This is a genomic window from Candidatus Micrarchaeota archaeon (assembly GCA_028866575.1).
GTDB lineage: Archaea > Micrarchaeota > Micrarchaeia > Micrarchaeales > Micrarchaeaceae > UBA12276.
Window position 1 is genome coordinate 47,695 of record JAGWHU010000002.1, and the last position, 18,323, is coordinate 66,017.

13 protein-coding genes, 1 tRNA gene and 1 rRNA gene are annotated in these 18,323 nt (G+C 49.0%); 8 read left to right on the forward strand and 7 right to left on the reverse strand.

Annotation, left to right across the window (positions count from 1 at the left end):
- The first annotated feature begins 1 nt into the window (after position 1).
- Genes KGI06_01350 through KGI06_01365 form a run of 4 tightly spaced genes read left to right on the forward strand, consistent with a single transcriptional unit; the run spans position 2 to position 3,259 of the window.
- Positions 2 to 1,018 carry a hypothetical protein gene (locus KGI06_01350; GenBank protein ID MDE1870867.1) on the forward strand — a complete coding sequence of 339 codons (1,017 nt, stop codon included), beginning with the start codon at positions 2 to 4 and terminating at the stop codon, positions 1,016 to 1,018.
- 4 nt (positions 1,019 to 1,022) lie between these two features.
- Complete coding sequence (locus KGI06_01355; protein ID MDE1870868.1) at positions 1,023 to 2,051, forward strand: hypothetical protein; 1,029 nt, start codon at positions 1,023 to 1,025, stop codon at positions 2,049 to 2,051.
- Positions 2,052 to 2,070: 19 nt separating this feature from the next.
- Complete coding sequence (locus KGI06_01360) at positions 2,071 to 2,838, forward strand: hypothetical protein (GenBank protein ID MDE1870869.1); 768 nt, start codon at positions 2,071 to 2,073, stop codon at positions 2,836 to 2,838.
- Between the two features lie 31 nt (positions 2,839 to 2,869).
- Positions 2,870 to 3,259, forward strand: coding sequence for a hypothetical protein (locus KGI06_01365; GenBank protein MDE1870870.1), 390 nt, complete (start codon positions 2,870 to 2,872; stop codon positions 3,257 to 3,259).
- 479 nt (positions 3,260 to 3,738) lie between these two features.
- On the opposite strand, the gene KGI06_01370 is transcribed toward KGI06_01365, so the two are convergent.
- A tRNA-Thr gene (locus tag KGI06_01370) sits at positions 3,739 to 3,855 on the reverse strand.
- Between the two features lie 54 nt (positions 3,856 to 3,909).
- On the reverse strand, positions 3,910 to 5,187 hold the full coding sequence (locus tag KGI06_01375) for a pentapeptide repeat-containing protein (GenBank protein ID MDE1870871.1): 1,278 nt from the start codon (positions 5,185 to 5,187) through the stop codon (positions 3,910 to 3,912).
- A gap of 49 nt (positions 5,188 to 5,236) precedes the next feature.
- On the opposite strand from KGI06_01375, the gene rsmA reads away from it, so the two are divergent.
- Positions 5,237 to 6,034 carry a ribosomal RNA small subunit methyltransferase A gene (gene rsmA / locus KGI06_01380; protein ID MDE1870872.1) on the forward strand — a complete coding sequence of 266 codons (798 nt, stop codon included), beginning with the start codon at positions 5,237 to 5,239 and terminating at the stop codon, positions 6,032 to 6,034.
- Here rsmA and KGI06_01385 read toward each other — a convergent pair.
- On the reverse strand, positions 6,031 to 6,696 hold the full coding sequence (locus KGI06_01385; GenBank protein ID MDE1870873.1) for an MBL fold metallo-hydrolase: 666 nt from the start codon (positions 6,694 to 6,696) through the stop codon (positions 6,031 to 6,033). The genes rsmA and KGI06_01385 overlap by 4 nt on opposite strands.
- A 145-nt stretch (positions 6,697 to 6,841) precedes the next feature.
- On the opposite strand from KGI06_01385, the gene KGI06_01390 reads away from it, so the two are divergent.
- Positions 6,842 to 14,320 carry a hypothetical protein gene (locus tag KGI06_01390; protein MDE1870874.1) on the forward strand — a complete coding sequence of 2,493 codons (7,479 nt, stop codon included), beginning with the start codon at positions 6,842 to 6,844 and terminating at the stop codon, positions 14,318 to 14,320.
- Positions 14,317 to 15,648, forward strand: coding sequence for a hypothetical protein (locus tag KGI06_01395; GenBank protein ID MDE1870875.1), 1,332 nt, complete (start codon positions 14,317 to 14,319; stop codon positions 15,646 to 15,648). The genes KGI06_01390 and KGI06_01395 overlap by 4 nt, the downstream gene beginning before the upstream one ends.
- A gap of 5 nt (positions 15,649 to 15,653) precedes the next feature.
- Here KGI06_01395 and KGI06_01400 read toward each other — a convergent pair whose 3' ends face one another.
- Positions 15,654 to 16,199: a hypothetical protein gene (locus KGI06_01400; GenBank protein MDE1870876.1), complete on the reverse strand. Its 546-nt coding sequence runs from the start codon at positions 16,197 to 16,199 to the stop codon at positions 15,654 to 15,656.
- Between the two features lie 39 nt (positions 16,200 to 16,238).
- Positions 16,239 to 16,351: ribosomal RNA gene (gene rrf, locus KGI06_01405) — 5S ribosomal RNA — on the reverse strand.
- A 91-nt stretch (positions 16,352 to 16,442) separates the two neighbouring features.
- Between rrf and KGI06_01410 the strand changes: the two genes are divergently transcribed.
- Complete coding sequence (locus tag KGI06_01410; GenBank protein ID MDE1870877.1) at positions 16,443 to 17,156, forward strand: transglycosylase SLT domain-containing protein; 714 nt, start codon at positions 16,443 to 16,445, stop codon at positions 17,154 to 17,156.
- Here KGI06_01410 and KGI06_01415 read toward each other — a convergent pair whose 3' ends face one another.
- Together KGI06_01415 and priX are read right to left on the reverse strand one after the other, a co-directional pair.
- On the reverse strand, positions 17,157 to 17,297 hold the full coding sequence (locus KGI06_01415; GenBank protein ID MDE1870878.1) for a hypothetical protein: 141 nt from the start codon (positions 17,295 to 17,297) through the stop codon (positions 17,157 to 17,159).
- Between the two features lie 13 nt (positions 17,298 to 17,310).
- Positions 17,311 to 18,291 carry a DNA primase noncatalytic subunit PriX gene (priX, locus tag KGI06_01420; protein ID MDE1870879.1) on the reverse strand — a complete coding sequence of 327 codons (981 nt, stop codon included), beginning with the start codon at positions 18,289 to 18,291 and terminating at the stop codon, positions 17,311 to 17,313.
- Between the last annotated feature and the right edge of the window lie 32 nt (positions 18,292 to 18,323).

Sequence of the window (18,323 nt, forward strand, 5' to 3'; positions counted from 1 at the left end):
AATGAAATTAACCGATAAAGTATTTGTTGGTATTCTAATTGTGTGCTTTATTATCGCATCAGTGTTTTATTTCATTAATAAACAAATTTCAACAGATATCTTTGGTTTGTTTTTTATATTGTTATTGACGTATAATTTTGCATTAACACTTACTCATAAAATAAAATTATTTAACAATAGAAAAGGTTTAGCACTTATTTTGGTTTTTGTAATTCTCTTTATATATGCGATTTTATTGCCGAAAACTATTTTATACGCTACATTATTAACTTCAGTTTTGTTGGTTTTAGCTATAATTTCCTTATATTATAACTTAAAAGAAAGATTTCCAGAACCCAAACCAAATAAAAAGATAGTCAAGGTTTGGGAAGATTACGATCTAATACAAAATGTAATAGTTCAATTGCTTTTGCCTATTCTAATCTTATCTTTCACATTATTTGCTCCAACTTACCAATTAAGAATTGGGATTATTTTAGTAAGTTTTATTGTTTTTATACTGATGGTAAAATTTGCTTTGAAACTTCCTTTAAAAATATTTTTAGGTGCGTACCAATATTCTGAAAATAAAAATAACGAAGTACTAAAGAAACTACGTGAAGGCCGTTCAAAGAAAGAAATATATTCAATGAATTTAACCTTTCATATAGTCTATGCATATATATTTACCTTATTTGTGGTAGCAATTCCAGTAATTGTAGGTTTTTCATCAAATCCCTTTAGTAATATAAATATACAGCAAGATTTAATCGCTTTAATTTCTTCGCTCTTAGTTGCAGTAAGCATCATTACTGCATTAATGAACCAATCATTAAGCAAATTTAACATTTACAAACAGACTAGCTCTCTTTTGCCCTTTACAGCCTATCTTTTTGTTTCAATCCTTTCCTTAATGACATTAATTTTTGATGAGATAAGATTGAGTTTAGTTCTTACAGCAATATCGATGTTCTTATTATTTTCACTTATGGGTTCTTTCTTATTTTATTCCAAACTTGCAGCAAAAAGGAAAAGGTAACTTTATGGTACGTAATAAAAAACATAATATTATAGAATTTATAAAATCAAACAAAGCACAAATAATAATTCTAATCTTGTTAATTTCATTATTCGGCTATATATTCTATTTTTATAGACATAATTTAGCTGCTTTGTATCCCAAACTTCTTTTAGAACTTACAATAGTTCCGTTTGTAGGTTTAATAGTTTTGAGCGTATTAAAGAAGTTTCAGGTCATAAATGATAAGATCAAAACTCTTATGGCTGAAATTATAGTCATAGCATATCTAATATTTGTTTTTGCATGGGTTTATCCGAAGACCTATTATATTTTCAACTATGGTATTAGTAATTTTATACTAACTACCACAGCAGTACTCTGGAATATTTGTTGTTTTATCCTAACCGTATCTGTAATATCTATCGCAACAAAATCTTCCAAGAGGCTTAATTATTTTCTCTTATCCTTGTGTTCTTCATTTGCCTTTTTCGTGTTTATAGCTTCTTATTATGCATTGTATAAGATAAATGATAATGTACTATCCGCATTCTCCTATGCAAATTCTTACACTTCATCAGGTGCAATACCATTCTTCTTAGGCTTCCTTTTAGCTGCATCATTGGCTGTTTTTGGTATAATTATCGCTCTAATAAAACTATCGAAGTTTACTAAGAAGAATTTGAATTGGTCTACGGTTCGAGATAATAGATATAAAATAGTAATTTCGGTATTCGCTTTGGCACTGATCGGGATTGTAATAATTTACTTTATAAATGCAACTGGAAATCTTATTAGATTTAGTACTAATTTAGCCTACATGTCAAATTATCAACCAAGTAATTTCAATTCTAATCAATTAACTACCCAAAGTTGCGATGTTCAAAGTCCAACTAATTCATCACAGATACCAGTTTGTAATTATTCGATAAGAGATATGAAGACAATTTTTAATTCTGTAGAAAACATACTGTTTGACACAATAGTTCTATTGTGTTCAGCAGTTGCCCTTTTCACGTTAAGGGTCTTGGAAGGACTTGAACTTGATCTATAAAAAATTCATGGTAAGTTATATGGATAATTTTAAGATAGCTCAACATAATAGTATATATCACACTTCTAAAATAAAAATAAGTCTTTGGGACATGCTTTCCGATTTTGGAGAGAAAATAGCAGATAGAGACAAATTTGCAAATGCTATTCTCAGTGCTAATGGGTGGGATAAAATTACAAAGACATACAACATTTCACCTTTGCTTTGGGATTCTTTAAGCTATTTTATTGAAGCTGTAGAATGCTACAGAGATGGCTTGTTTTTAGGGTCTGCAGTACTGTGTAGAGCATCAATTGATAATGCCTTATACTCTGTAGTCCACCACATATCAGCTTTGGAAATAAATATGAGACAAATTAGACCTTTAAAAGAAATAATAAAACAAGGAAAGTCATTTCGAGTTAGAATAACAGAAATAAGCCCATATGATGATCCACAAACCATAAGACAGATTAAAGACCCAAAAAGCAAGAAACGTAACTTTATAAGCAGAAAAGATTTATTTGATGCTGGAAAGGAACTTGAAGTGATAGATAGAGATATAGAGAAAAAAATTATTTCTGCAGTTGAAAAAGGAGATATAATAATGCATTATGGTGAGAGTGTACATAGAGTTTTCTTGAATAACAAAAGAGACCAAGAATCTTTAAAACGTCTTGCTAAGCATAGAAAACCACTATTAAATAATCAAAGTACAAAAAAGATGTTAATAGAAACTGCGGAAATTCTCGAACACCTTGTAAGTAAGATGGAAACATTACCCAAAGATATTACAATGCGTGGTTAGAAACCAAATTCTGATGTAAAATGGGATAAATATGTCAAAGATAGACTCTACCTTTAAATTTGATATAGCAAGCAAATTCTATGAAACTGCTAAGGCATGGGCAAAAGTCAGAGTAAAAAAAGATTCGAAAAGAGGTGATTATTACATTGATGTTTTGATAGGCTCTAAAGGAGATAAGAACCCACATGCACACATTGGAATAAATGGAGACCAATCACAAAGATTTTTTGAAACAAGAGGTATTATCAATACTTTTAGTAGAAAGGCAGTAGATAGTAAACAGGGTTTATTAGATGACAGAACCATAAATCTAAAGCCCCAAAAGGGTAAGAATAGCTTTACGTTCAATGTAGTAATTGATGATAGAACGAAAACCATCAAAGTGCTATTTAAGGAGGCTCAATTAAAACCAACTACATAAGGCAAGAAAGCATGTAAAAATAGTTGCAGAATCTGTAGGTCTACTCCTAATAGATAATAAGTAAATAGACCGTATACACTGCTACAATAAAGAGAAAAATCCATGATAGCATTAGGTATAAACCGTTGTAGCTTTTCCGTTTAGACCCGATCCATCTTACAGCAGCCGAAGCTAATAATACTAAGGCTATTATTTGACCTAATGTGCTGATGTGCAGTTTAAAGCTATATGCTAATGCATTTGCATTAGCCTGATTATTTAATGCAATATTTTGACTTAAAGTAATTCCGCTGACAACAAGAACTAAAGAAAATAGAAAGGCTACAATTGTGAGGATATTGCTATAAAGCATTCTTTCTTCATCATCTTTAAAAAGTTTATTGGACTGCCATTCCATAGAGATTTATCTTCAATAAGATATTAAAGCATGATAAAACCAGTGCAAAATGGGGATTATATATATAACCCCGTCAAGCTAAAGCCCCAGGAGGGAATTGAACCCTCGGCCTTCTGCTTTATGGCTTGCTTGCTTTTGATAAAACTTTTCCTAAAAGTTTTGATACCATGCAGACGCTCTGCCACTGAGCTACTGAGGCGCATTAGTTTATAACCGGTTTACAATTTATAGATTATTCTTTTTGCTTGCCTTATTACGGGCAGCCGGTGCAGCCCTGCGTGTATGCGCCGCTGAAGCTTGCACCGGTGATATTGGCCCCATTCAGGTTTGCGTACGCGAGATTCGCGCCCCTGAACTTTGCATTTGCAAAATCCGCGTTTTGCATGTTTGCATACGAGAGGTTGGCGCTTGAAAAATCCGAACCCACGAAATAGCCGTTGACCATGTATGTATACGACAGGTTTGCGCTGCGGAAATAGGTTGATATCCCGATGACGTTCCCCAGATTCGCCCCCTTGAGATCCACGTTATGGAAATTTGCATTTGTGATTATCGCGTATTCAAGATCCGCGTATTCGAAATTGACGCCCTGGTTGAAGTTTGTCCCGGTCATGTTGGCGTTTACCAGATACGCATGTGAAAAGTTGCTTTGGACTATGCTTTCTCCGGACATGTCGTAGCCCCCGACATAGCAGTACGAAGCGTCTTCATGGTTCGGCGGATGCGGGAGCTGGCAGCTCCTGTATGTTAAGCCGAGGTATGTGGCCGTTATCGTGCAGCTCTGCGATGCGACGAAGTACGCGCCTTCCGTGGTTATCCCGCACCCAGATACGGAATGGAACGTGTATATCGTATTGCCGCCCGTCAAAACTGTTGAGTTGTAGAACAGCGTGTGCCCGGTGCCCGATTTATACGTCATCGTAAGCGGCAATTGGCCGTATACGTAGTTTGCGCCGTCAAGTCCTAGTACGTCCGACTTCGGGTCCTGCATTTGCGATATCGCAAATGTGACAAGCACCGGCGGCTTGGATGGCGAGCTCTCTGTCCTGAAACTCCCGCCGTATATGAAGCTGTTGGAAGCGGGGCAGCTGTAGTTGTTGAGGCTTGAGGGCGAATTGGCGCAATAGCCGGCCGACATGCTGAATACGCCGTCATACAGCTCCCCCTGCACCCCTACCGTGCTGAAATTCGCGACGCAGAAGAACCTTTCCCCCGGTATTACGGTATTGGGCGTGCAGTAGCCGCTCGTGCTGTGTATGTTGTTTATGGAGGCGTTGAAACTGGTGAAGTTGACCACGCCGATCTGCCCGGCGCTTGCGAGTATTATCAGCTGCGACCCGGTGTCGTTTGGCAGGTTTATGTATATGAGATCGTGGCAGCTGAATGCGTTGTAGAACGTGCACTGGAATGGCAGTATCGTCTTCGGGAGCGATGTGTACAGTATCAGGAACAGCAGCACCAGCGCTATTATGAGGAAGGTGAACCCGTATGTCGAAAGGAACTCTATCGCCGTCTGCCCATTTGCCCGCATGTTCTTAATAAAGCAACTAGCATATAAATAATTAACCGATTTTGATTGCATGGACGCTTCGGATTACAAGAGCGCGATAAGGGCCCTCGGCGCCCGAAAATCCTTGGGGCAGAACTTCATGGTCAACAGGCAGATAGCTGCAATGGAGTCGGAGTATGCCAGGGATATGAGCGTGGTGGAGCTGGGACCAGGCCTGGGAATACTCACCTTGGAGCTCTGCAAGACCGCAAGGCGCGTAGTTGCCATAGAGAAGGACGAGCGCCTTTTCAATATGCTGGGCTCGGAGCTCAAGTCCAAGAAGCTCAGGCTCATAAACGGCGATTTCTTTTCGATGGAAAAGAAGGAATTCGATGGCATAGACATAATGGTATCTAACATACCGTACAGCCTTTCAAGCAAGACGATATACTGGCTGGGCTCCATGGGCATACCAGCGCTCATATGCATACAGCGTGAATTCGCGGAGCACATGCTTGCTGCTCCGGGGACGCGGAGCTATTCCAAGCTAAGCGTCATATCCGCGCTCAGGTTCAGGGCGCATTTGGTAATGGAGGTAGGTGCGAACAACTTCTACCCTGTGCCTAATGTCGATTCTTCGCTGGTCTATCTTGCGCCAAAGCCAGGGATCATGGACGAAAAGACAGCATCGACTATATCGCTCATAATGGGCCACAAGAAGAAGAGGCTGAGGAATGCGATAGCAGATTCGGCAAAGTCGCTCGGGATATCCAAGGAGTGCGCAAGGCTCGTCTCGGAGAAAATCGGGCATGCTGACGAAAGGCCGTTTCACATGGACCCGGAAACCATACTGGGGGTAGCGAAGGATGTGAACCGCGCCCTCTACTAGAAAGAGTACATCGGCTCCTGGACCTCCTTGAGTATGAGCGCGTTCTTCAGCTTCCCTGTTACGCTTTTTTCCAGCTGGTCAGACCTCTCGCGCCCTAGGACCATCTTGTAGTGCATCGGTATTACAGTCTTCGGTCCTATTTTCTTGGCTGCATTGATCGCGTCCTCTTCTGCCATGGTGTACGTGCCGCCCATCGGGAGCAGGGCGACGTCTATATCCCTGATATTCTCCATTTCAGGTATGAGGTCTGTATCTCCCGCATGGTATATCCTGGTGCCGTCTATGCTTATCACGTAGCCGACCCAGTTCTCGGATTTCGGGTGGAACTTCTGCCTCTCCTCGCTTTTGTTGTATGCTGATACCGCCTCTATCTCCACATCGTTAATCTTTGTCCTGAAGCCGGGCATTGAAACCTCCAGGTGCCTGTACTCCTTCCCGTCAAGGCAGTTCTTCGGTGCTATGATCCTCGTGCTGTCTTTGCGCACCCTGTCTATGTCGGCCTTGCTGTTGTGATCGAAGTGTGGGTGCGTTATGAGCATTATGTCGGCCTTTTCCTTTATGCCATCGCCCACCTTGAATGGGTCTATGAATATTGTCGTGCCCTTTGCCTTTATGTAGAATGCCGCGTGGCCTATCCAGAATATGCTTTCCCTTACGTTCATCTAATCACACAATCACTCTGTTTTTCAAGAATTTAGCGGTTGCGCTTTTCTTTGCTAGGGGCATCGGGCGCCGCATCGCCATAGATAAATATTTATAGAGATAATATGTAGTATTTGCGTATCTTCAATGCGGCAAATGATGGGGATGGTTGGCAAAGAACTATTCACGGCTAAGTGGATCACGCTTGTCTTGCTATTTGCGGCGTTCCTCCCCGTTGCGTTTACCGGAATAGCAAACGGTGCCAGTGCCGGCTCTTCCTACGATTTCATAATAGGCAACACCCTCGGCAACAGCAGCGTCGCGAACTACATAATATCCAACACCTACGCGATGAACTATCTCCTTGCGAATCCGGAAACCCTGGGCTATTTCCTGAACTTTTCAATGGCGACCAACTCCGTGCTGAATAATCCATCGATAACAACTGTAACGATGAACGGGAGTTCCCTTGTATATTTCATGTCCAATCCCTCCTTCGGCAGCGTGCTGCAGAACTACCCGCAGTTCAACAATTTCGTGGGCAGCGGCAACGTTTCAGGCATAACCGCAAACCACGAGCTGCTTACCTGCCTGCTGGCGAATCCCTCCCTAGCTACCGTTGCGCAAAGCCCCTCGACATTCTATTCATTCATAGCCCAGCCGGGAATGCAGAGGATAGAGAATAACACGAACGAATACGCAAGCCTTCTGTGCAATCCCGCGCTTGCCGCGATAGCAGCAAACGGCACCTCTTTGTCGTCCTTTGCATCCTCTTCCTCCTCAACACCCATAACGGGAAACCCCGCGGCATTTACCAGCCTTCTCGGGAATCCCGCATTGCAGAGCATACTCGCCAATCCTAACCTTACAAGGTTCATGGGAAGCTCTGGATCTGCCAGCCTGATGTCCAATCCGCAGTTCATAATTTTCATGAGCAACCCTGCATTCAACAATTTCCTGAATACCGGAGCCACACCTACGCAGGTGTCCGGCCTCATGGGCAATTCAGCCCTCAGCGCCATAACCAGCAACAGCATTAAGCTTGCGGCCCTCCTGGGCAATCCAGGGCTTGCCAGCGTGATAGCAAACCAGGCGGCGCTCGCCTCGATGCTTTCGACACCTAGCCTCAACCCCATTACCGGCAATCCCGCTGTGCTTACAACACTTCTGAGCAATCCTGCTCTCGGTGCAGTTCTAGGCAACGAAAGCAAGATGGTAAGCTTCATGAGCCAGTCCTCGCTTGCGCCAGTTACCACTAACCCGGGGGCGCTTACGTTGCTGTTCAGCAATCCCGCACTTGGCGGCGTCATGGCAAACCCGGCAGGGCTTGGAACCGTGTTCAGCAATCCGATGATGCAATCGTCGATGCAGAACCCGCAGGTGTTCTCGCTGTTCCTCACAACGCCTGCGCTTGCGCAGATAGTAAATAACCCTAACACGTTCGTCAGCCTGATGACTACCACACAGCTGTCGAATTTCCTTTACAGCCCCCAGCAGATGTTCGCGTTCATAAACAACCCCGCATTCGGTGGCATACTGGCAAGCCCCGGGGCCATGACCGGTTTCCTGCAGAGCCCTAATACAGGCACCATAGTCAACAATCCCTATCTCCTTGGCAGCCTTGTGGGCAACCCATCGCTTGGCACCGTAATAAACAATCCGGCCCAGGTAGGCTCCATAATGACTAACCCTGCCCTTGTCCCGATAACCAACAACTCGTACTACACTGCGCAACTTCTGGGAAACCCCGGGCTTGCAGGCATAGCCAGTAACCAGGGGCAGCTTGCAAGCTTCATAGGCAACCCAGCATTCGTAGTCAACGGCAACAACATATTCCAGAACAGCGCGGTGTTCGCGCCGATGCTGAGCAATCCCTCCCTTATAACGCTCATGGCAAACCCCAGCATGCTCTCCGGCTTCCTTGCGAATCCCAGCTACTCAAACATAGCTGGCAATCCGGCGCTGCTCGGGGGCCTGTTCGCCAATCCGCAATTGGGCACGCTTTTGGGCAATCCAACTTATTTCAACACAATGCTCGGAAGCCCCGGCATGGGACCTATACTCGGCAATCCCGCAGCGTTCGCGAACTTCCTTTCAAATCCCTCAATGGTATCGATACTCGGCAATCCTGCGATGCTAGCCAATCTCGGGAACATAGCTACAGGCGCCGCGTTCGGCCAGTTCGTCGGCAGCCCGTCTTTCGTATCGATGATGTCCAATCCGCTTCTTGGGAGCAGCAGCATGCTCGGCAATCCCGCAGCCATAGGCCAGCTGGCAAGCCTTGTATCAGGGAACCCTGCTGCGCTTCCTGTACTCGGGAATCCCGCATTCGCCAGCCTGTTCGGAAGCCCAGCTCTTGCAAGCCTGCTCAACAACCCTGGCGCAGGTGCGATAACCGCAAACCCTGCAACAGAGAGCCTGCTGAGCAACCCGCTCATGTCAGGCCTGCTCGGCGCCCCGACAGCAACAAGCTTCTTCAACAACCCGTCGCTTAGCAACCTCATGGCAAACACGCACATATCATCGGTCCTTGGAAGCAGCGCGCTTGGCACTCTTGCATCTAATCCTGGGCTCAACGGCCTTTTCACGAATTCCCAGCTCAACAACATATTTTCCGGAGGGCCCGCAGGCGCTGGATTGCAGGCGCTCACCTCCTCCGGCGGACTGCTTGGATCAGCATTGTCCGGTGTCGGGTCCTTCGGCGGCCTGGGAATACCTGGAATAGGCGCATGCCCGCTTTCTACGCCATACTTCGGCTTTTGCACATACGTCAACACGACGGTAGTTGAAACGGATTACACCAGCTTTGCAGGAAGCGGCCAGATAACGTCGCTGCCTCCGATATCGCTGCAGAGCCCTACGCCGCTTATTGAGACAGTGCTTAGCGACAACCAGCAGAACGGGCAGTGGCTCATCACCTGCCCAGTGACTCCGAATTCCGCCAACACGCAGCTCTACTTCACCACATCCGCCAATTCCTTCATCGGTGGCAACAGGTGCCTTGCTGACATAACCCCGCTGCTCACGCCGATAAACCTCTACACTTTCGTATGGTGGACACCTTTCACCGTTGCTCTTGCGGACAACTACTACACGATAAGCAACATAGCGAACGGCTGGGTGTACGACATCGCGTATTCAGGGCAGACGCAGACATCCGGCGGCGCGAAATACAACATATCCAACGGCTACAGCACCGAATCCTACATATTCGACCAGGTTCCTTCGTCCACGCAGCACGGGCTTTGGTCATGGAGCGCGAAATACGTCAACCTGAAGAAGACGGACCTCACAAAGCTCCAGTTCACGCAGGAGTACGACAATTTACAGCTCGTCATACCGTTCGTATGCATATACAATTACAACTACAAGGTAACTTCTGCGATAGCTAGCATAAACAACACCAACATATCGGTTCCGCAGGTGAACAACAGCGCGCTCAAGAGCGGAAACTGGTTCAACTACAGCGGCTACCTTTACAGCCCTGTGAAGACGCTTCCTGGAGGCGACACATGCTACTATGCGCTGCTTCTCGGGCAGGAGCTGCAGAACGGCGGTGCATCATGCGGCGGCTGGACAAAGGTATCGACCAACGGCACCATAGAGATAGGGGGAGTCAAGTATTCAGGGCTCAACATATACTACGGATCGGCGAACACAGCATCCGGCAGCTACGCAACGACACCGAAGCCGATGTATTCGGATACGCTGCTGGCGGCATATGCGAACGGCTATGCGGAAGTGAATGCATGGGGGCTCAACTTCACCAACGTCAGCATACTGCCCTACATAAACTACCAGCTTTCCATACCCGCGTCCGCTACGCCCTTGAACAACCAGATAACATTCTACAACCAGACCTACGGCGTTTATACGCCGCACAACTACGCAACGCTCGGAAATTCGCTTGACGAGCTCCCCATGTACGGCGGCACGGAATTCTTCGCAACTTACAACGGCTACCTGACTGAATTCCCGTTCAACGTGGTATCGATAGACTATCCAGATCCTAACAGCCTCACTATGGCGCAGGACAATTTCCTCAGCAACCTAAACCAGCAGCAGGCTGCGCTTGTGGGATTCGGCGTAGGCGCGAACGGCCACGAGACTAAGTTCGGCAGCTTCGTGTACGGGCGAATATACAATCCGCAGTTCATAACCGCGTCGCCCAACGGCTACGTATACGTAATCGCGTCCTCGACGACATGCGGCCTTCTCTGCTTCATATCCTCCACGACTACCACGTACATCTACACCTTCAAGTTCATACCGCAGGGTTACTACAACTTCACGAACTACCAGCCTGCCGCCATTCCGTTCACAGACAATGCAGTTACGTGGAACACCAACTGGAAGAACTATTTCGCGAGCACCTTCCTCTCCGGGAGCCAGAACCTCTACCTCGTTGGAATAAGCCAGCTTTCCTCGGTGAGGCACATACTCGTGGGCTTCAAGATAAACAACGGCGGGGCGCTCTACAAGTTTACGCCGCTTGCCGCGCAGACGGACACTGCCGGAGACCTTTTCTTGGTAGGCGATGTGGACAAGTCCGGTGCGTTCGCGATCGCGGCGCTTACCCCGCCAGGCAGCGGAAACTACGTCGAGAACGACATAGTCGCGGCTCCGCCGTGGTTCCTCCCGAGCGGCGAGCTTGCCGTGTCCCCGGGAGGCCAGTTCGTCTACGTTGGTAATGTTTCGTACAATCCAAGCGGCGGCGGCCTCTTCGCAGATGAGGGCGGGGGCATAGAGGTATACAAGACAAGCCCGCAGGGAGGGCCGAGATCAGGCGTTGCGTCCAACGCGTTCACCTACGTGGGCAACATACCATTGAGCTACTCTAACGACACCTACGACCTGAACATAATAGCCTATCTTGCTAACGGTGGGCCGTACAACGACACGGCAGTGAAGAACGCTTACAAGCCGCTGCTTGCGCAGGGCGTCAACGTCCCTGATACCAGCAATTACCACCATCCTGTTGCGATAGCTGATTCGCAGGGCATACTTTACGTGCTTGACAACTGGAGCTTCGTGATGCCGCAGCAGGCCAGCTACGCTCACATTTCCATACTGATGCTTAGGGCATTCTCCGCGAACGGCGTAGAGATACCCGTGGACCAGCAGGACATAAACGATTTCGTGCCGAAGCCCGGGCAGATAATCACATCGCTGCCCACAGGGGTCACGCCTACGTACGGCTGGGCGCCATACGGATGGCCGCTGTCCGCATCGGTATCGATACCGAACGGAGGCACTGAGACATACTGCGCGCTGGATTGCCAGTACGGGCCGTTTGACACCAACACGCCGTATCCCCCGATAGGCCCGAGGACTGATGCGCTTGACGGGCACATAGGGCCCGGAGCGAACACCGTAGGCATGTATTCGGATTTCAACGGCACGCTTTACCTGATAGCGCATGCGTGGCAGTTCGGCGCCGGAGGAACAAACTGGTGCTGGAACCCGCAGGTCGGCTTCGACTGCGGAAGCAGCATACAGCCCAAGAAGGGACTTTACACCGAACTGCTCGCGTTCAGGCCGAAGATACAGAACTATACAAAGCTGGACTTCATGGCCAACGATTCCGATTACACCTGCTACCTTAACGTGAGCCCGCCGAACCCGGACAACAACCCCTGCATATACAACGCCAACACCGCAATGATACAGTACATATCACCGCCTGTGCTCGGGATCCCTGATTCGTTCGGCTATGCCGAGAGCCTCGGGACGCCGCAGCAGTACCTCAATGTCCAGAACCAGCTTTCCTCGCTGTTCCCCAAGGGCATAGAGACCAACAACTACTACAGCCAGACCAACCAGGAGTTGAACACAGGGCTTGGAACAGCCAACTACAACACGCTTGCAACAGGGCCGCTGGCAAGCGGCACTGCGCCCAGCGTGAGCCTGCCAGGCACATACCTAAGGAGCAGCCTCAACGGCTATGCTGTAGTGCCCTACAACGTAACGCTCATACTCAACCAGTCATGGACTGATACTGGGCTTGACGTGCCGCTCAATCCGCTGTTCCCGGTATGCCCGCCGATATTCGGCACGGGGATAAGCGTCAGCAGCAAGACGACCAGCTACAAGTACCAGGTTACCCCGCTTTCAAGCAAATCAGGCCCGTTGAACCAGACGATAGAGGGAGGAAGTACATACCTTCAGTACCTGCCGCAGCAGACGAATTACGTCCAGAACCTCTCGGATGCGGGGCTCATAATATCGCCGTACATAAATTACCAGCTGTACACCAACAGGCTTCCCGGGGAGATATACATAAACCAGACGATAAGCCCGCAGAGTGCAGCTACTGCAGCGACTTCAAGGGGCGCACCTGTAGTGATAAACGCTGCGCACAACTACAACTACCAGACGCAGCTGTTCCAGCAGGTATCCAGTTTCGGGACCAACTACGGCTATGAGACGCAGATAGCAATACCATCCGCTTCGACAGGCGCTAGTTGCGGAGTGATATGCCAGCCCAACTATTACTATGACAGCAATTACTTCACAGATACGAGCAAGATACAGTACTACAACGAGAACATAACGCAGTTCTTCCAGCTCTTCAACGTATTCCAGCAATCATCGCACCTCGCGAACCTTGTGCTCAACCTCACGACCGCAACTTCGGTGCTGGGGTACAACAGGTTGCTCTACACATACGTTGACAGGTTCAACAACACCGTATCCATGCCCCTTGACGTGAACCTGGCAAACATAACCGTTATGACGCTTACAGCTGATCCGCTGATAAACCCCTCGAACGAGAACCAGACGAGCGTCACGGTGCAGGGAACCGCAACCTACACTACACCCATAGGAACGCACCCGATACCCTCAGGATCCAACATATACCTGTACTGGAACTACAACATAAACTACTACAATTCCACATCATCGCCATCCGGATCCGGCAGCGGCAACCCATCAGCATACTACAAGTGGGCGCTTCTTTGCACGCTTGCGCCGACATCAAAGAGCTGCGCGCTGGCCAACCCGCTGAGCACGCAGACGCAGAAGCAGCCGGACGGGGCGCAGGAGGCCTCGCAGATAGATTATCACACAGAGGCCGGATTGGTCGGAGGATGCCCGAAGCAGCCGAAGAGCCTGTTGACTCCGATAGTATACGACTGCAACATATTCAGCAATACGATAGGCAACGTGATAAGGAACGACCCGAACAACCCGAGCGTATACCAGTACTGCATACCGGTATTCCCGAACGGCACGGGGCTTTTCACCTCGCAGCTCGGCCTCATAGGGGTGACGCAGACAGACGGCTCGGGCAACTTCCACTATACGTTCAACGCGTGCGGCGTCGGCCAGAACAGGGTCATAGCCGTTTATTACGGGAACCCGCCGCCGGAGCCGCTTGACGTCTCGCAAACATGGCTGGGAGCTTCCGGCGGATCAGACCAGTTCTCCGGCCAGATAGACCAGAACGACATACTGGCAAAGGTTCCGGAATACGATTACAGCGACGCGCCGAACTACACTACCACGCAGTTCGAGATAGGGTCCTACGTGCTCAGCTACGGCACGATAGGGATCGCATCCGTGGTTGCGCTGGTAGGGATTGTGGCCATCATAGCGTTCCTTTCAATGGGCAGGAAGCGCAGAAGAAGGAGGGTGAGATGATGCTTCACCTGATCCTGAGCCTGGGTTCCGTATACGCCTTCATACCAGTAGTAGTGATATTCATACTAATACTTGCGGCAAGGGGATCGATAGGAAGGGACTTCTTCGAGGTATTCGGAATAGCCAGCCTTGTGGGCTGGACCAAGGGCATAGCCACGGGCGGCGCGGGAAAGGGAATCGGAAGGGGAAGGGCATACAAGAGCAATGCGGAGCGAACCGCGCCTGCAGCTGGACAGGCTGGAAGGACCCTGCTCGGGCATCAGGACACGTTCAGGTCAAGGAATGACCTTGAGTCGGGAGGAAGGGGAAGGAGGGAGAGCGGCCTCGGACTGAAGCCTGGAAAGTACAACCTGTACGCAAGGACGGAAGCCAACCCCGGAGGCAGGGTTTTGGGTAAGTTCGGCGAAGGCGGCAAAAGGATACACGAGGAGAAGTTCTGGAGGAGGGGATTGCCGGAAAGGTACGGCGAGACGTTCCATGGAGAGCTGTGGGGCAAATATGCAGGGGACAAGACAAGCATACTCGGCAAGATGAGCGACGGCCAGATACACTCGATGCTCAAGCAGTACGGGCTTGACAACAGGACTGCTGGCATGGACAAGGCTGCGCTCGCGGAGTTTGCAGTATACAACCTTTCGCTCATAAGGATTAGCGACTATTACGACAGGAACGTAAGGCCTTCGAAGAAGCCAGGGGGAACGCCTGAGCCGCTCAGGGCGCCGGAGTCCTCGCCCTACCCGCAGGGCGTGCGCATGGCGATAAAGGACTGGTACAAGAACTACTACAACGCGAGAAGGGGCAAGGTGTTCGACACAAGCATAAAGTCGAGGGCAGAAAAGGAGCGCGAGGCAGCAAGGCAGCAGAGGAGCCAGGCCGGCAGGGCGCCATCAGGCGGCGGAGCCACGGGCGGCGCGGGAAAGGAAAGCAGCGGCAATACATCCACTGACAGCAAGCTTGCGCTCATGAGCGACATGTCCCTCGAGGAGATAATGCTGCTCTGCAATTCCTACGGCATACCTGCAAAGAACATAAAGGACAGGGACAGGTACGCAGCATATGCCGCGAGCATGATAGTCGATCCGGGGCAGATAAGCAGGTTCAAGGAGGATTACCTGAAGAGGGGATCGGCCCCGCAAAGCCCGGACGAAAAGAGAAGGGCGGATCTCATCGGCGGGATGTCCCTTGACGACATACAGTCAATGGTCAACAGCTACGGCAACCCGGCAATAGACAGCAGGGACAGGGGCGAGTGGATCAGATACGCGAGCTCGAAGCTCAGCACCGACCAGGTCGAGAAATACATAAACAGCAGGCGCAAACAAAAGTGAACTGTTCATCTGATTGACTTTTCAAGTATGCTGCGCTCGCTTTCTGTAAGTATTTCCTCGCTGCCGATCTTGGCGTTCCCCAAGACGTAAGCGAGTACCTCCATCCTCGTTTCGTTGCCTTTCAGCGTGGCGGTTATCGCATCCTGCGGCTCTTTCGCCGTTACCTGCATTGCTATGTCGTGCATCCATTCGTCGAACAATTTGCTGTACGACATGAGCATCGATATCTGCTCAATTGCAAGAAGGAATTTTTTCAGCCTTTCCACCTGCTGCACCTTCTTCGGGTCGCTCGTGCCTTTTTCAGAAAGGTATTCCCTGTACCTTTCGGCTATGCCATCCTTGTCCTCCATTATCCTGTTTATTATGAACATCTTCATGTCGGTGTCGCTAGGCTTGTCCGGAAGCGTCACCAGCGAGCCGTTTACCTCTATGGCCCTGGAGTCTATCGCATCCTGGAGGGTTTCCATTGCCTGGGTTATCAGCTCCGTCTTTATCTTGTTGAATATGTCCTCGCAGACAAGCCATGCGGGAATATCTCTATCGCCTTGCATAAAATCAGGTGGGGAAATCCTTTGATGAAACAATAAGGTGCCAAACAGCAATATGCTTTCCCGCCCGAGGGCAGTACACACATATCGTAGGCAGGCTTAGCTTCCAAGTTCGGAATGGGATTGGGCGTTTCCCTGCCCCTGTTACCGTTTGACGATAATTATTATGTTGGGAAACATTTAAATAGGTATCAAATTTGTGGAAAAAAATATATATCTGGAGGCTTTTCCATATATTGTGACAGTATGCAAAGGCAGAGAGGCAGGGGAGGCGCAAGCCTGAAGAGCATGGCAACATGCGGCGTGGGCGTATGCTCAGCGGTAGTTGCGCTTTCCATATTTCCCGGATCGCTTGCGCAATACAGGATTGAGCCGCAGCCTTCAGTCCAAAAAACCGCGGAATTGAGCGTGAAAGTGGATAAGGACAGCGATGCGTTCTATGCAGGCTTGTACATGAAGGGCGGGAAATGGGACATAGCAGAACTTAGGAAGAAGCAGGATGAGTATTTCGAGTTCATCAGGGACAACAGGAGGACGGGCAAGTTTTACAGCTACCCGAATGCAATCGAAAGCTTCATGCCGATAATAAACGGCGCGTCAAGGAAATACGGCGTGAATCCGAGAATCATAGCCTCGATAATACAGGCGGAATCTTTCGGATACACATACGCCATAGGCAGCGACGGGGAGATGGGACTGATGCAGCCGGATCCCAACAAGCACCCGAAGGAGATGATGGCAAACTACAGCAGGATATTCGATCCAAGGGTGAACATAGACCTGGGCACCTCACTGTTCAAGGACTATCTTGTGGAGTTCCACGGCAACAGCAGGAAGGCGCTCGAGGCGTACAATGCAGGGGAGAACAGCGTAATCAGGAACAGGCTGCCGAAAAGCACAAGGGAATACGTGAGCAACGTGCTCAGGAGGTGCAGCTTCAGCATACGGATAAGGAGATGATCATATCTTCCTGCCATGCATGCAGCTCGCGCAAAGGCCGGTCTTCTTATCGTAGTCCTTGTCGCATGCGCCCTTGCCGCATAGACTGCAGGTGTTGCCTGCAAGTTTCCCGCATATGTGGCACAATGATGTCCTTCTCATGCAATCATCTTTTTTATTTTGAATCGCCAAGCTGCAGCTCAATGTCTAGCTGGCTTCCCAGGAGCTCCTTCGCGCGCACAAGCGACAGGGGCCTGAGGCCCCTCTTCTTCGCATATGAGCACTGGTACCTTATGTAGCTGTCGTTTATCTTGGTGTTGGGATCTATCTGCTTGCATTTCTCCATGTATTCGCTTATTATCCTGCTTGCTTCATCTACTTCCAGCCCCTTCGAATTCACAAGGTACGGAGCTAGTATCAGGTTGACGGTCCTGTGCCTTACGTCAGCAATTGGGGTTACAAGCAGCTTCTCTATCCATTCCTCCCGCTTGGCACCGCGCAGCCCGCTTGCTGCAACCGCAGGAATCGCCTTCAGATTTATCCCTTTTGAATACTCGGTTACCTGCTTGGGCAGCTCGGATGTCTTTATTGGGAGACCTTTCATTATCTCCCCTGCCATCGCACGCTCAATCACCCTGACCATGTTGTTCCTGCCCAGGAGCACTATGCCGTTGCTCAGCCTCTGGTTCACCAGCTCGAATCCCTGCGCCTTCGGCGCATGGGTCACGTAGTCTATGAAGCTTATGGAAAGGTCGCCGTCAATATGCGCAGTGCCGTGCGCCCGGAACTGCGCAGTCTCGGTTATCCGGATGCCGAGCTGCGAGGCCACCTCGATAATCTCGGGGTTTTCCGATGCGAGGAGCGCAACTGAGGATCTTTTCGCCTCGGCCTCCGCATACGACCTTATCATGTCAGCGCGCCTGAGCGCGCTCAGCAGCATCCTCGAATAAAGGTATGCCATCACGTAGTCCAGCTTCACGGAATTGATGCTTATGCTGCTGTACTCGAGGCCGGAGGTAGTTGCTATGTCTATCTGCTTCCTTGCCATCTCCAGGTATTTCAGCTTCAGCTCGCTGCCCTGGTCGTGGACTATGCCCTTGGCTTCCCTGGTAAACGGGTACTTGTACGCAAAGTCCAGTGCGGCTGAATCAACCATAATGTATATTAAGCAATTAACCTATAAGAATA

Bases quoted from the DNA above. Each gene is read 5' to 3' on its own strand.
- KGI06_01375 (MDE1870871.1), bottom strand. From the start codon at position 5,187: ATGCGGGCAAATGGGCAGACGGCGATAGAGTTCCTTTCGACATACGGG.
- KGI06_01390 (MDE1870874.1), top strand. From the start codon at position 6,842: ATGGTTGGCAAAGAACTATTCACGGCTAAGTGGATCACGCTTGTCTTG.
- KGI06_01355 (MDE1870868.1), top strand. From the start codon at position 1,023: ATGGTACGTAATAAAAAACATAATATTATAGAATTTATAAAATCAAAC.
- KGI06_01415 (MDE1870878.1), bottom strand. From the start codon at position 17,297: ATGAGAAGGACATCATTGTGCCACATATGCGGGAAACTTGCAGGCAAC.
- KGI06_01365 (MDE1870870.1), top strand. From the start codon at position 2,870: ATGTCAAAGATAGACTCTACCTTTAAATTTGATATAGCAAGCAAATTC.
- rsmA (MDE1870872.1), top strand. From the start codon at position 5,237: ATGGACGCTTCGGATTACAAGAGCGCGATAAGGGCCCTCGGCGCCCGA.
- priX (MDE1870879.1), bottom strand. From the start codon at position 18,291: ATGGTTGATTCAGCCGCACTGGACTTTGCGTACAAGTACCCGTTTACC.
- KGI06_01395 (MDE1870875.1), top strand. From the start codon at position 14,317: ATGATGCTTCACCTGATCCTGAGCCTGGGTTCCGTATACGCCTTCATA.
- KGI06_01350 (MDE1870867.1), top strand. From the start codon at position 2: ATGAAATTAACCGATAAAGTATTTGTTGGTATTCTAATTGTGTGCTTT.
- KGI06_01360 (MDE1870869.1), top strand. From the start codon at position 2,071: ATGGATAATTTTAAGATAGCTCAACATAATAGTATATATCACACTTCT.
- KGI06_01400 (MDE1870876.1), bottom strand. From the start codon at position 16,199: ATGCAAGGCGATAGAGATATTCCCGCATGGCTTGTCTGCGAGGACATA.
- KGI06_01385 (MDE1870873.1), bottom strand. From the start codon at position 6,696: ATGAACGTAAGGGAAAGCATATTCTGGATAGGCCACGCGGCATTCTAC.
- KGI06_01410 (MDE1870877.1), top strand. From the start codon at position 16,443: ATGCAAAGGCAGAGAGGCAGGGGAGGCGCAAGCCTGAAGAGCATGGCA.